At 33.7% G+C, this 14,032-nt stretch carries 12 protein-coding genes; 8 read left to right on the forward strand and 4 right to left on the reverse strand.

What is annotated here, in order from left to right; all coding sequences use genetic code 11:
- Window positions 1-276 precede the first annotated feature (276 nt).
- The 8 genes from CN601_RS24930 to CN601_RS24965 all read left to right on the forward strand — a co-directional run bounded on the left by CN601_RS24930 (window position 277) and on the right by CN601_RS24965 (window position 8,687).
- Entirely contained in the window at window positions 277-762 is a 486-nt protein-coding gene (locus tag CN601_RS24930; RefSeq protein ID WP_098172702.1) for a hypothetical protein, read from the forward strand.
- Window positions 763-1,160: 398 nt separating this feature from the next.
- Complete coding sequence (locus CN601_RS24935) at window positions 1,161-2,027, forward strand: aminoglycoside phosphotransferase family protein (RefSeq protein WP_098172703.1); 867 nt, start codon at window positions 1,161-1,163, stop codon at window positions 2,025-2,027.
- An 804-nt stretch (window positions 2,028-2,831) separates the two neighbouring features.
- Entirely contained in the window at window positions 2,832-4,772 is a 1,941-nt protein-coding gene (locus CN601_RS24940; RefSeq protein WP_098172704.1) for a BglG family transcription antiterminator, read from the forward strand.
- A 410-nt stretch (window positions 4,773-5,182) separates the two neighbouring features.
- Entirely contained in the window at window positions 5,183-5,509 is a 327-nt protein-coding gene (locus CN601_RS24945) for a PTS lactose/cellobiose transporter subunit IIA (RefSeq protein WP_098120216.1), read from the forward strand.
- A gap of 59 nt (window positions 5,510-5,568) precedes the next feature.
- Window positions 5,569-5,877, forward strand: coding sequence for a PTS sugar transporter subunit IIB (locus CN601_RS24950; RefSeq protein WP_098120215.1), 309 nt, complete (start codon window positions 5,569-5,571; stop codon window positions 5,875-5,877).
- 135 nt (window positions 5,878-6,012) lie between these two features.
- Window positions 6,013-7,311: a PTS sugar transporter subunit IIC gene (locus tag CN601_RS24955; RefSeq protein ID WP_098172705.1), complete on the forward strand. Its 1,299-nt coding sequence runs from the start codon at window positions 6,013-6,015 to the stop codon at window positions 7,309-7,311.
- A 10-nt stretch (window positions 7,312-7,321) separates the two neighbouring features.
- Window positions 7,322-7,573: a hypothetical protein gene (locus CN601_RS24960; protein WP_142317434.1), complete on the forward strand. Its 252-nt coding sequence runs from the start codon at window positions 7,322-7,324 to the stop codon at window positions 7,571-7,573.
- Between the two features lie 22 nt (window positions 7,574-7,595).
- Window positions 7,596-8,687: a DUF871 domain-containing protein gene (locus tag CN601_RS24965; RefSeq protein WP_098172706.1), complete on the forward strand. Its 1,092-nt coding sequence runs from the start codon at window positions 7,596-7,598 to the stop codon at window positions 8,685-8,687.
- Window positions 8,688-8,821: 134 nt separating this feature from the next.
- On the opposite strand, the gene CN601_RS24970 is transcribed toward CN601_RS24965, so the two are convergent.
- The 4 genes from CN601_RS24970 to CN601_RS24985 all read right to left on the reverse strand — a co-directional run bounded on the left by CN601_RS24970 (window position 8,822) and on the right by CN601_RS24985 (window position 13,504).
- Window positions 8,822-9,535 carry a class I SAM-dependent methyltransferase gene (locus CN601_RS24970; RefSeq protein ID WP_179865686.1) on the reverse strand — a complete coding sequence of 238 codons (714 nt, stop codon included), beginning with the start codon at window positions 9,533-9,535 and terminating at the stop codon, window positions 8,822-8,824.
- A gap of 132 nt (window positions 9,536-9,667) precedes the next feature.
- Complete coding sequence (locus CN601_RS24975) at window positions 9,668-11,569, reverse strand: endonuclease MutS2 (protein WP_098172707.1); 1,902 nt, start codon at window positions 11,567-11,569, stop codon at window positions 9,668-9,670.
- A gap of 557 nt (window positions 11,570-12,126) precedes the next feature.
- Window positions 12,127-12,903: an AraC family transcriptional regulator gene (locus tag CN601_RS24980; RefSeq protein ID WP_098172708.1), complete on the reverse strand. Its 777-nt coding sequence runs from the start codon at window positions 12,901-12,903 to the stop codon at window positions 12,127-12,129.
- Between the two features lie 25 nt (window positions 12,904-12,928).
- The gene (locus tag CN601_RS24985; RefSeq protein ID WP_098120208.1) at window positions 12,929-13,504 is read right to left on the reverse strand and encodes a LysE family translocator; all 576 of its coding nucleotides are present in this window, start codon (window positions 13,502-13,504) and stop codon (window positions 12,929-12,931) included.
- Window positions 13,505-14,032: the final 528 nt, after the last annotated feature.

A 14,032-nucleotide genomic window follows, 5' to 3' on the forward strand; every position in this document is an offset into this window, starting at 1 on the left:
GTCGCTCGTAAGCGACTTTATTATAATAACATTTTGTTGTTCTATTTGTCAACAACTTTTTTTACTATTTTCTTTCGTTGTCGACTTGTTTTTCGTGACAACATAAACAAATATACCACCTCGTCCAATTGAATGCAAGCACTTATTTTAAAAAAATTCATTAAAACAATTCACATAATTTTCAACCAAATTAATTAGTTAATTGTACAACTAGGTATAAGTACAAGCGCAAACTATTCCACTTCATAGATTAGTACAAGAAAGGGAGGAATTGTTATGCAATGTAATGAAGCCCATCAATTATGTAATAATTTTAGAGGGCAGGTTGTACGCATTTTCGATAAAGAAGGCAATGAGCATGTTGGTCGTATAACTAGAGTAACTGAAGATCGAGTATTTATTGAACCAGTAAATCAACATCGTCAAAGCTCTAATTCATCTAATAGATCATCAAATCGCAATAGAAGTAATATGAACAGAAACCAATCTAATAGAGATTTCTCAGATAGAAATGTTTCAAATAGAAGTTTCCGTAATGAAAACCGTTTTGATAATATGTTTGGTAATCGTTCAGAAGATAGATTTGATGATAGATTTGACAGACGATTCGATAGAAGATTTGATAGAAGAGATGATAGAAGAGATAACCGAGATTTCGATCGAGATGGATTTAGATGCGGATTCTTCGGTTGTGGTTTCGGTGTTTCAATTGCACTTGGTTTTGTAGCTGGAGTCGCATTAGCTGCGTTATTCTTCTTTTAATAGACCAGTAAACTTTAATATTCAATTATGTGGGTATGTCTCTTAAGTCAGTTACTGACTTTTGGGACACCCTTTTTAAATGAAAAAACTTATAGAAATCTTTAAGAAATTCCCACTACTCAGCACAAATTATTAACACAAAATAACTTCATCCCCCTAGAGACAGAATAATAGTATTAGAACAATAAAACTAGGAGCTAGATATTATTATGAAAAGAATCATTATCATTTTATTCGTAATCTCCTTATGTACCTATACACTTACTATCGCTAAGTCATTTTTAACCATGAACACAAGGGAGATTAATAAACATTTCCCTATCTACCCTCATGGTGACCGGTGAATTAGAAGAGTATACTTAAATAAATAAACGATTATAATCGAGGGTGAGGAGACTATGTATATAGAAGCAATAATAAATGATTTATCAGAAATGGGTTTATTTCATAAAAGAGATCTTAAGTACATCCGACTAACTGGTGGAACAACAAGCAGTATCTATCTTCTAATCTATAGTAATATAGATGCCAAATATATCGTTAAATTAAATGATCCTCAAGTATTAGAGTCAGAATCTTTTTTTCTGAATTTCTATCATAAGGTGAATTTATTACCAAATTTACTTTTTGTTGAAAAATCATTTAACTATTTAGTTTATCCTTTTATTCAAGGAAACACGAACTATGATAGAGATAACAAAAAAAACTTATTAAAATCACTTGTTGAACAGCTGATAAATCATTATGAACCTTATCCTAATGCTCCCGGTTGGGGCTGGGCAGATGATTTAACGTATTCTTGGACAAATTTTCTTTTGAGTAGAATTACAGAAGCTAATAAAATTTTAGATTCTCATTTACTTAAAAAAGATCATAATCTTATCCTTTCAATAGTTAACAATACAAATCGAATGATAATTCAAGGAGATCCATTTTTAATCCATGGTGATTGTGGTGTACATAATTTTATTTTTAATAAGGGCAAGTTAAATGGAGTAATTGATCCCACTCCTGTTTTTGGGGATCCGCTTTATGATTTAATCTATGCATTTTGTTCTTCACCAGATAATCTAACAAAAGAAATATTATATTATGCAGCGAGTCAATTGAAATTTTTACAAAACACTGATTCGAGATATCTATTTGAAGAAGTATTAGTCGGATTATACCTTAGGCTAGCTACATGCATAAAGTATCATCCAGAGGATTTAAACGAATATCTAGTAGCTTGGGATTACTGGAAAAAACTAGTTAGATCTACATAAACTTTAGGTCGGTACTCTAGAAAAAATTAATCATTTGAAACAAGGGTATATATAATAGGTAATTCTTCTTCAGTCGTATGGCCGATATTCTGTAATATTAATAAAACAGATACTCTTTATAGAACAATTAATAAAATGGGAAGGTGATTTAATTCCTTTTCCATTTTTCTTTTAGGCAACCTATTCTCATCCTCTAATACTTTTACCATTCTTTTTCGAAAAGAAGCATTGTTCAAGATTTTTTTGAATGCCCCTCTTTTACGTTCTATATTTTATTCCTTCCGCTCACTGAATACATCTTTGTTTTTGAATCAATTTATATTCTATTTCGATAACCTGAATACCAGAAAGATATAAACCTCTCCCCTCATACATATCCATAACTCTCTAAATCTGAATAACAAATTGATTTGGATTTATATAATTGAAGGAGTTTTTTAATCTAGTCGAACCACCTTCCGTCTCACTCACTCTATAATCTACAGGAAATATTGTTCCATATTTTCCCTTAAATAAACATTATAACGTTATATAGACTTGCTTAATATTCTATGCTATCGTGAATATGTAAAAAAAGAAACAACAATTTATTAAGCCTACTCAGTTCAAGGTTTGAAAACGCTTACCGTACAATCTATATATAGATACGTATCTTTAATGGTGATCTAACCATTATTTAGTCATTTTAACAGTGGCTCGATGAAAAGCACTTTTTCCTGATACCATAAAGCCACTTGCCCTCTCGTAAGTGTTTGCACCAAAACCTATTAAAGAGGAGATAGATAATAAGGGAGGGGACGATAATTGATTCAATTGCATCCTCGGTCAATTTTTATACTGGAGGAATTTCTTAAAACAAAGTCGGTCATTAATGGAAATTACCTTTCAAAATTTGCAAATGTATCCTCTCGTACGATTCGAGCCGATATAAAAATGTTAAATTTGCTCATTCGCGAACACGGTGCGGTTATCCAATCCTACAGAGGAAATGGATATCTGTTAGAAATCCAAGATGACCATTCTTTTTATTCGTTTATTCAAACACACCATCAAAAGAATATCGGGAACCATTCTGATGTTCCCATCGACCAGACTGGACGTGTTTTATATATCTTAAGAAGATTGCTCGGTTCGCCAGATTATATAAAGTTAGAGGACTTGGCAGATGAGCTTTACGTTAGCAAATCTACTGTGAATAATTTAATAAAAGATGTAAAGAAGTTATTGGGAAAATATAAATTAATTCTGGAGAAACGACCAAACTACGGCGTAAGCGTAAAAGGTGATGAATTTGATATCCGCTCTTGCATGTCGGAGTATTACTTCAATCGCGATATCCACACTCCGCTTATGCAAAATGTACAATATCTGCTGAAGCTGTTCAAATCCTTTGAAATAGAGACGGTCAAAGAAATTATGCTACGTTCCCTAAAGGAAAAGGACATGGGACTATCTGACCAGGAGTTTGAAAATTTATTAGTGCACATTATCATTTCCATTGAAAGAATCCGAAGTGGCAGCGTAATAACAGAAATAAATATCGACACGAAATCTATTAAACATTCAAAGGAATACCCAATTTCTTGCAAAATGTTATCTGAACTAGAAAAAGTATTTTCTATTCACTTTCCATATGAAGAAAGTATTTATATAACCATCCACTTAATGGGAACAAAGGTAGCGAGCTATCCGTCATTCGAGGTAGCTTCAAAAGAGGAAACAGTGCATCATATGATAGAAGAAATTCTTCAAGCCGTTTTTGAAGAAATGAATATAGATTTGCAGCATGATGAAGAACTGAAGCTGAATATGGCGGAACATTTATATGTAGCATTAAATCGGATCAAATATGGGCTGAATGTGAGAAATCCAATTATTCAGGATATCAAAACACAATATCCCTTAGCGTTCGAAGCCGGCTTAATTGCATCTAAGGTCATTAGCGACAAGATAAACAAAGAAATTGAAGAAGGCGAAACCGGATATTTAGCCATTCATTTAGGTGCGTCCATCGAGAGGCAGAAAAAGAACAGAAAACAAAAGCGTTGTTTAATCGTTTGTGCAACAGGAAAGGGAAGTGCCCAGCTGCTTAAATACAAATTAATTGAGCATTTTGGGGTAACTTTGGATATTGTCGACATCGTAAGCTATTATAACTTGAAAGATTCTATATTAGATGGTCAGATTGATTTTATTATTAGTACAGTGACAATCGATCAGGATATATCTGTGCCTGTTATAAAGGTAAACACAATTCTGGGGAAAGATGATGTTAGCAAAATCAGAAATAATATATTTCAACAACACAGCGGGGACATCAGTGCCCATGTAAAGAGTGAACTAGTCTTTTTACAACAACAAATGGATTCAAGAGAGGAAGTCATCCGATTTTTAAGTGACAAGATTGTTGATTTACAGCTGGGAGACACCCCCTTCTGTGCTGCAGTCATGGAGCGTGAAGCGTCCTCTTCTACAGCCTTCGGTAACCTTGTAGCAATACCGCACCCTATCAAAAATATGAGCCAAGAGACGTTTATCGCGTTTTGTACTTTAGCTAAGCCAGTAGATTGGGGTGGAACACCTGTACAATTAATTTGCTTATTTAGCGTACAGAAAGACAATAAGAGTGATCTGCAATATTTATATGATTTCCTATACAACATTCTCGATAATAAAAGTACTGTAGATAAAATAATCGGCTGCACCAGTCATAAAGAGTTTAATAAATTGATACATGCTAGATAGGCGTATTTTTTATATAAAAACTTTCGGCATCCTATTTCAAAACTTCCGTCTGTAACGGAAGTTTTTTATGTTGTTAAAAAAAGTCGTTGTTTTTAAAAAGTAGTGTCATGTTTGGTTCTACACGGCTTTATATGAGTTACTACCTTTCATATTTTTGCTCTTTTCCTTACTCATCCCCCCTTGTGTTACTTCTTTTCATACCTTTCCTTTTTCCTTACTCATAGCCCCCCCTCCCAAGTTACCAATTTCTATATTTCTCTATGTTCATTTACTTATAGCTCCTCCCCCATTTGAGTAACACGCTAAAAACTTCCGTTTCTAACGGAAGTTTTTTATATTTAGCCGAAATGGATTACGAATTACAATACAAATATCAAAGAAAACGCTTTTATACATATAAGGAGGTAAATATGGAAACTAGCTTACCAATCAGTTTTCAAATTATTTTACATGGCGGAAATGCACGCAGTTTATCATTAGAAGCAATCAGATTCGCCAAGAACGGAAAAATGGAAGAAGCACTAGAAAATCTGAAACAGGCGAAAGAGGAATTAGGGCTTGCCCATCAAATTCAAACTACGCTTATTCAAGATGAAGCCGGTGAAAATAAAACTGAAATCAGCTTACTCTTAATCCATGCGCAAGATCATCTGATGAATGCGATCACGGTAAGGGAGCTCGCTGAAGAAATCATTTCATTACACGAAAAAATAGATACAAATCAAGTTCCTTTATAAGGTCAACAATTTAATTAGCTAAAGAAGAAATTACATTATGTTAAAAGGAGAAATATATCATGAAAATTTTATTATGTTGTGCAGCAGGAATGTCCACTAGTATCATCGTCAAAAAAATGCAGGCTTCAGCAGAAAGCCAAGGAAAACAGTATATGATCAAAGCTGTTGACCAAGGCAAGGCAGAAGATGACATAAAAGACTGTGATGTCGTGCTTTTAGGGCCACAAATCCGCTTTTCACTACCAAGATTTCAAGAATTAGGCAAGCAATATAATGTACCGGTCGAAGTCATCAATCAAATGCACTACGGAATGTGTAACGGTGAAGCTATTCTACAGCATGCTGAGTCAATGGTTTCTAAAGCATAAGAAAATCGTTTTATGCTGACTTGATATAACGCTGAAAGATGGACAGAACACATTATAGATAATCAGCATCGAAAAACACACCATGAGGTTATATGGTATTGAAAAAACATATCAAATAAAGGAGATTACAAGGAGATGAATAAATTATTCGGCTTTTTGGAGAATAAAATAGCTCCATTCACTTATAAGATTGGTTCACAAAGGCATTTACTAGCAGTACGTAATGGCGTGATGTCCACGCTTCCGTTGACAATTGTTGGATCGTTTTTTGTTCTTTTTCTAAACTTCCCAGTCGATGCGTTCACTCAATGGATCGCACCGCATAAAGCCGCTCTCGATATTCCATTTCGTTTTACGGTAGGCGCAATGTCATTATATGCGGCATTTGGCGTAGGTTCAGCATTAGCGGAGTCATATAAATTGGATCAATTGAATGCTGGGTTTTTATCAATGCTGGCATTTCTAATATCCTGTGTTGTGCCTGTACAGGTAACTCAGCCAGTAGAAGGAGTTATCGATGCTGGCCGTTGGTTACCAATTAGTAGTTTAAGTGCTGGATCATTATTCGGAGCAATTGTTACATCTTTAATAACTGTAGAAATTTATCGGTTTTTAATAAAACACAATATTACTGTGAAGATGCCGGACAGTGTTCCCCCAGCAGTTGCAAAATCGTTTTCCGCTCTTATCCCTACTTTTGCTGTTGTAATTGTCTTTTGGGGAATTCGTTACGGATTAAATTTCAATATTAACTCGTTTATTACAACCTTGATTTCTCCGCTTAAAAATATATTAGTAGGTAATAGTTTACTTGGAGGATTACTAACAGTTTTCTTAATCGTATTTTTCTGGTCACTTGGTATTCATGGTCCAGCAATTTTGGATCCGCTCATTCGTCCTATGTGGGATACGGCAATCCTTGAGAATGCAGATAAATTTGCACAGACTGGTAATGCGCACCACCTACCATATTTATTCACGGAACAATTTCTTCAATGGTTTGTATGGATAGGCGGAGCTGGATCAACCTTGGCTCTTGTTGTTCTGTTTATGTTCTCGAAAGTAAAATATTTAAAGGATTTAGGCAGATTGGCCTTTGTTCCAGGATTATTTAATATCAATGAGCCTATTATCTTTGGTGCTCCGATCGTGATGAACCCTATACTTTGTATTCCATTCATTGTTACGCCATTAGTGACAACGACGATCTCTTACTTCGCAGTTGTTTCTGGTCTTATTCCAATGATGATGGCAAAATTGCCATTCACGATGCTTGCGCCAATTGGGGCTGTGATTAGTACAAACTGGACATTCTCAGCAGGTGCCCTTTCTATTCTAAACTTCTGTATCGCATTAGTTATATACTATCCGTTCTTTAAAGTGTTTGAAAAAAAACAACTGAAAGTCGAAGAAGAAGGGAGACAAGCAGCCTAAGATGTTTGAAATGATAAGTGCCGTTTTCGCCTTAATAGCAGCTCATATTTTATTCGATCGCTCAAACTTTGGGAGGAAGATCACTCCTTGGGCATCGATTGGTATTTCTATTTTAGCTATCGGTTTATCCATCGTCGTATTTGTACTCATCGGTAGTAAGTTTGTTTCTATAATAATTATCACAACTGTATTTTGCAGTGTATTCGTTTCAACAAGATATAGAGCCTACGTTACAAATCTAACTGCTGCAAGAAAATTATAGTCTATTAGGAGGAAGAACGGTAATGACAAGAAAACTAGGGGTTTCTATATACCCGGAACATTCAAAACCCGAAAAAGACAAGGAATATTTAGCACTAGCTTCTCAGTACGGATTCGAACGAGTTTTTACCTGTCTTCTTTCTGTGAATAAACCAAAAGAAGTTATTATGGAAGAATTTATAGATATAATCGCGTATGCAAAATCCCTGGGGATGGAAGTCATTTTGGATGTTGCGCCAGCTGTTTTTGGAAAACTAGATATCAGCTATGATGACTTAAGCTTCTTTGCTCAACTGGGTGCGGACGGAATCCGACTAGATCTTGGTTTTGACGGTTTAAAAGAATCAAAGATGACATATAACTCATATGGGCTCAAGATAGAACTGAACATGAGTAATGATGTCGACTATCTAGAGAACATATTAACTCACCAAGCCAATAAGAATCTTCTGCTCGGTTGTCATAATTTTTATCCGCAAAAGTATACAGGTTTGCCATATGACTTCTTTATAAAATGCAGTGAACGATTTAAAAAGCATGGAATCCGTACAGCAGCATTTGTTACTTCCCATCACGGTAATATTGGTCCTTGGGACATTAATGATGGCTTATGTACATTAGAACAACATCGCTCGTTACCAATCGATGTACAAGCAAAGCATTTATGGGCGACAAAGTTAATCGATGATATCATAATCGGAAATGCGTATGCATCCGTTGATGAACTGAAGCTACTTGGATCCCTTAACCGTGATTTAGTGGAACTAAAAGTAAAGCTTCTGCCGGAGACATCTGATACAGAAAAGACCATAGCTTTGGGTGAACTTCACGTAAGACGTGGCGACATTAGTGAATACATGATTCGTTCTGTAGAGGTTAGGAAAAAATATGCCGCAGAAGATTTCCCAATTCGCAACAGCATTAATCAGCAAAAAGGGAAAATTTTCATTGGAAACAATAGCTTTGGTAAGTATAAGGGCGAGCTCCAAGTTGTATTGCAAGACATGCCGCTAGATAGTAGGAAAAACTATATTGGGGATGTTGTGGAAGAAGAGCATTTCCTTATTGATTATATTCAGCCTTGGGGTACCTTTGCTTTAAAGGGTGAGGAATAATGATAAAAGTCCTGTACAGCCTTATGGCATAAAGGATAACAAATAAAAGACTGCACTTTAAGAAGATGATCCAACTAGAACATCTCTTGAAAAGCAGTCTTTTTCATTCCAACATTTAAAACAGTCTTTTAACCCTATCTTTTTCTACATAAAAAAACCCTATAGCCTAACACATCTTTAAATCGCAATAGCAACTCTTGAAACCTATGAAGTAATTCTACTCCTTCAGGTGGTAACTTTTGAAAAGGGAGTGAATCCGTTGACTTTGTTGAAGTGTTCATAACCGTATTTCCTTTTAGGATCTTATAATCTCGAAATCCACCTTTAATTAGACTCTGTTCCCACTCTCTTACCGTTTTTACTTTTGGAATTCCATATACTTCATTTATTTCACTTTCTTCGTTTGTAGTTAATTGTCTTTCTGACGTCATTTCGATCGCGAGAAAATATCCACCTTTTTTTAATACTCTTACATATTCAGGTAATGATTTATCTACATTCGTGAAACTCGTTACTGATTCAGAAATAATAAAATCAAATGAGTCATCTTTAAATGGAAGGTTCTCTGCATTTGCTTGATGCAAGGCAATTGGGATTCTCATTTTATTAAAGCGTTTCTTAGCATTAGCTAGCATCCGGCTGTTTAGATCGATTGAAGTAATAGAGCAATTGTAATTTTCATATAAATAACAAGCTGTTTTACCTGAGCCACATCCTACTTCTAAAACCGAACTCTCCGATGTTATTGGAAGAAATTTTATTATTTTTTTCGTTAAATCAAAACCACCTGGATGTGCGTCTTCTATATTTAATATGGCGATTAAATCTATATAAGAAAATTTCTTCATATTTAAGACCCCAATCATATAGTTTCGTATAGTCTATTCATTGAAGGTCTGATTTGCCTTGTAATCTTCGTAATTTTAACTTTTTCTAATAAAAATTCGGATTTTTGGTTGATCGAATATTTACTCGAAATATTACTCCCTGTTATTTCTTATTTCTTTTTGAATTTTTCGGAGAGCCTTTTTCGAACCTCGTTCAATATCGCGCTCCAGTTTCCTCGTCGCGTATTCTACGAATAAAGAATCTAAATCATATCCATCCGGATAAAGTTCAGCTGCTTTTAATTCTAATGTAATTCGTTTTTCATTTACCTCGATTAATTCTCCGTTATAAAATACAACAAGATTGAAGTATTGATCGATTTCTTTATAGACTATTCCAACATTATCTAAGTCTAATAATTTTACTCGATCACCTTTTTGATAGTTAACCCTTTCTTCAGCTTTCACTTTAACAATCTTTGGCTTCCTTATTGCACTTTCATTCACTTTTTCCAATCGGTACTCTTTATTTTCCATATATTCTTTTGCTCTTTGAAGAATATTTTCGTGAATATTCATTTTTTTAGAAATCCAAAGCGCATTACTTTCCCCTGATTTCCCGATTATTAACCTATACATTGGCTCTAGTGTTTCACTATTAAATCGCATTGCTGCGTTCATAAAGTCACTATGCATTTCTGAGAACCGCTTGATTTCCCCATAATGAGTAGTTGCAACTGTAATGCATCCCATAAGGTAAAATTCTTCTAAAATGGATATTGCTAATGCTGCCCCTTCATTCGGTTCAGTACCACTTCCTATTTCATCAAATAGTAAAAGTGTATTATTATTGGAAACCCTCATAATATCCGAAAGGTTTTTCATATGTGATGAAAAAGTGCTTAGAGCATTTTCAATACTTTGATTATCACCAATATCAACAAAGATTTTTTCAAAAACAGCAATTTCTGTCTCCTTGTCTCCAATAATATGAAAACCTGACATTGTAGCTAAAGTTAGTAATCCAATTGTTTTTAAAACGATTGTTTTTCCACCTGCATTCGGTCCAGTAATGATTAAACTACGATAACTTTCCCCTATCTCGAAATTAAGTGGAACTACCTCACCTGTTAATAGCGGATGCTTACATTGAACTAACTTGATATATCCAAAGTCATTTAGTTTAGGTTCAACTCCACCAACTTGTTTACTAAACTTCGCTTTTGCAAATACCATATCATATTGACTAATTAACTCCATATTTATGTTTATTTCATAAATGTTCTCTAAAATCATACCTGAAAGGGTGGCTAATATTTGGTATTCTTCCATTGCCTCTTCAGCCTTTAAGCTGGCAAGCTCACTGTTTAATTTCGTAACAGTATTTGGTTCAATAAAAACAGTCGACCCTTTAGATGAAACTTCAATGATTGCTCCAGGAACTTGCTTTTTAAAAGAAGCTTTAATTGGAATTGTATATCGATCATCCTTCTTACTAATAAAGAAGTCTTGAATATATGTTTTATTAGCACTATTATTCAAAAATTTATTTAAGCGGTCTTTAATTTTCCCTTCCACTGCTTCAATATTATTTCTTATTCTTTTCAGTTCTTTACTAGCCGCAGAATCCACGCTGTTTCCTTTAATTGAAAAATTAATTTCATCTTCAACCTTTACAAATTCACTCATTGAATTTGCGTAAGATGCAAGAATTGGTGCAAAAAACACTTTTTCTTGCATAAACTTTTTAATTCTTCTACACCCTCTTAAAAAATCAGAAATACTGATTAAATCACTCGGATCTAATATCAAGCCCTTTTCTAGCTTTTGAATAATACTTTCAATGTTAGAAACTCCTAAAAACGGTACATGGCCTTCTGCATCTAAAATTGCCCGAGCCTCTGTTGTTTCATTTAATCTATTTTTAACTGCTTTCATATTAGAGCTAGGTTCTAATTGATCGATCAATTTTTTACCTAAGCCACTCACACAATAGGTTTTTACTATTTCCTTTAACTCGTTATATTGTAATTTTTCAAATGTACTATTGTTCAATTTAAATTCTCCTCTTTAATATGATTTAAGTGAATCATAAATGGAGATACCTACACGCCAGATTTCAATGAGGGATATAATATATCTTCTTTTTTACCCGAAAAAATATAAAAAAGCTGCGGAGAGATACCGCAGCTTTAATCACATTACAAGGCAATCATAATTGAAATATAGTTAAATAAGCTATCAAAGTATAGCCTTACTAATTTCATTACACGCATTATAAAGTATTGTAGGTATCTTCATAGGTTTTGAAATAAATACATGACAAAATTAAGGGTATGAATTCTTTAAATTCCCCTTTTTTCCATCCGATTTATTTCATTTAATTTTTTCCTATTTAGAACCTACTGCACTCACAAAATGCACCTCATTTATTATTATATTCATTGAAATCTAACTTATTGAAATCATCATACTATGTGGAAATTGAAAAGTAAAGATGATCTACTACGGATTTATTATATGTTTAAGATAAAAACTTTCTATTATTTTTTTACATTTTGTTTTTGAAAGTCATATTCTTCCGGTGTAACATGATGCGATCTCTCGTCACTTCAATTTAAATGTGACATGTATTCAAATGCAGTTGTTCCATAGACGTTTTTAAAGTGTTTATTTAAATGAGTTAAATCAACAAAACCACACTCAGTTACTGCTGAATAAATATCTCTATTTTTTTCAATTAACTGTTTTGCATGTTCGATCTTATAGTTAAGAAAGTATTGGTAAGGTGATATCCCAGTATGAGCCTTGAATAATCTAATAAACTTAAATTTCGATAAATTAAGCTCTTTACATATATCTTCTAGTCTAAGAACACTTTCTAAATTAGTATGAATCATATCCTTTGCTTTACCCACGAGAACATTATCTTTCTTATAATCTGTTGAAAGATTAGTTTGAAGAAGGTCCTCTGTGAGAGATACGAGTAATTCACTACACAAAGCTTCATCTTTTCCGGTAAATATCGCATTTGTAAGACTTAATATTTTTTGTTCGAGAATATAATCATAGATTATTGGAGTTGTAAAACGTACTATATCCTTTTTCTCTATTACCTCTAAAAGCAATTGTGGATCGATATAGAGCATAACATAATCAAGACCAGACTCGTCATGTGCCATACCGTCATGTGCCTGTTCTGGATTAAAAAGCATAATACCATTTTGATGTGATAATTGTAAGCTGCCATCAAGATTGTACTGTTGAATCCCGCGTAATGTTACACCTATTGCGTACTCCTTGTGAGAGTGCTTTTTATACTTAAAATCAGTAATACTTGCTGATAGCGCAGTAATACCTAATGATTTTTTATAGATAAATTTGTCCATTAAATTCACCTCTTTAGAAGCTTACTTACATCCATATCATGACCGTAGCATAAACTAAGAATAATGCCATTACAATATTGACGGTCTTTTTTCGTTTCTGTAAAAACACCTTGAAGATTGACCCGAAAAGCACCCAAGTAATAAATGCTAAGAATCCAATGATTGTTATAGCCATAACACTAAATGTAACTGCAGACAACTTGACATTATAGGGCAGTATATAACTAGGAATTACTGTCATTGTAAATAATACTACCTTTGGATTTAAAAACTGCATAAGAAATCCGGACATAAATGTTCCTGTTTGATTTTCGGATGACTTTGATGAATCCATTTTGTAAATTTGGTATGCAAGATAAAGCATATAAACGCTTCCTACTATCTGCATAATAATTAAAATTTTCGGTATGACCTCTATTAGAATAGTGTTTACCATAGCAGAAATTACAAGTAATAATCCAAATGCAATTGTTGCACCATACGTATATTCCATCGCCTTTTTTGTCCCATTATTATGCACTGTCGATAATATTACTATATTAGTTGGTCCTGGTGTAAATGTAACAATAAAACAATACACTAAAAAAGATGTAATATTCACGAGAAAAACTCCTTTCACTTTCAAGTTATTCTCATCAAATCTTACATCTTAAAGATAAATGCTTATAGTATATTATTGCAGGTGCAGGATTGAATAAAGAAGCTATCCATACAAATTTAAGTATACTGATCTTAACTTTTCATTCTGTTGAATTCAATTTTATCCAGCTAATAAGCGAGATCTACTAAACTAAAATAAATCAACTATACTGCCGATTATGTACTGTACAAACATATGCTTAGCAATCCATAAAACCAAGATTCACAACAGTGAATGACAGGAATATCTGTTCTTACATGATAGTTGAAGAAAGATTAAAACTTCACTTCTCCAGTTAAAACTTCTATAAGGATAGCCGCAATAAGAAATCTATTTACCAAATTCAGTTAAGCCGTCATTAGTTACATAAAGAAGTTCTCATTCTAATTAACAGCTTCTAAAATAAAAAAAGCACCAGCTGAAGAGCTGATGCTTTGTTTACCAGTCGACGTTCTACTCTCACAGGGGGAAACCCCCAACTACCATCGA

The organism is Bacillus sp. AFS017336 (assembly GCF_002555445.1).
Lineage (GTDB): Bacteria > Bacillota > Bacilli > Bacillales > Bacillaceae_G > Gottfriedia.

Bases quoted from the DNA above. Each gene is read 5' to 3' on its own strand.
- CN601_RS24980 (WP_098172708.1), bottom strand. From the start codon at position 12,903: ATGGACAAATTTATCTATAAAAAATCATTAGGTATTACTGCGCTATCA.
- CN601_RS24935 (WP_098172703.1), top strand. From the start codon at position 1,161: ATGTATATAGAAGCAATAATAAATGATTTATCAGAAATGGGTTTATTT.
- CN601_RS24950 (WP_098120215.1), top strand. From the start codon at position 5,569: ATGAAAATTTTATTATGTTGTGCAGCAGGAATGTCCACTAGTATCATC.
- CN601_RS24965 (WP_098172706.1), top strand. From the start codon at position 7,596: ATGACAAGAAAACTAGGGGTTTCTATATACCCGGAACATTCAAAACCC.
- CN601_RS24960 (WP_142317434.1), top strand. From the start codon at position 7,322: ATGATAAGTGCCGTTTTCGCCTTAATAGCAGCTCATATTTTATTCGAT.
- CN601_RS24955 (WP_098172705.1), top strand. From the start codon at position 6,013: ATGAATAAATTATTCGGCTTTTTGGAGAATAAAATAGCTCCATTCACT.
- CN601_RS24930 (WP_098172702.1), top strand. From the start codon at position 277: ATGCAATGTAATGAAGCCCATCAATTATGTAATAATTTTAGAGGGCAG.
- CN601_RS24945 (WP_098120216.1), top strand. From the start codon at position 5,183: ATGGAAACTAGCTTACCAATCAGTTTTCAAATTATTTTACATGGCGGA.
- CN601_RS24970 (WP_179865686.1), bottom strand. From the start codon at position 9,535: ATGAAGAAATTTTCTTATATAGATTTAATCGCCATATTAAATATAGAA.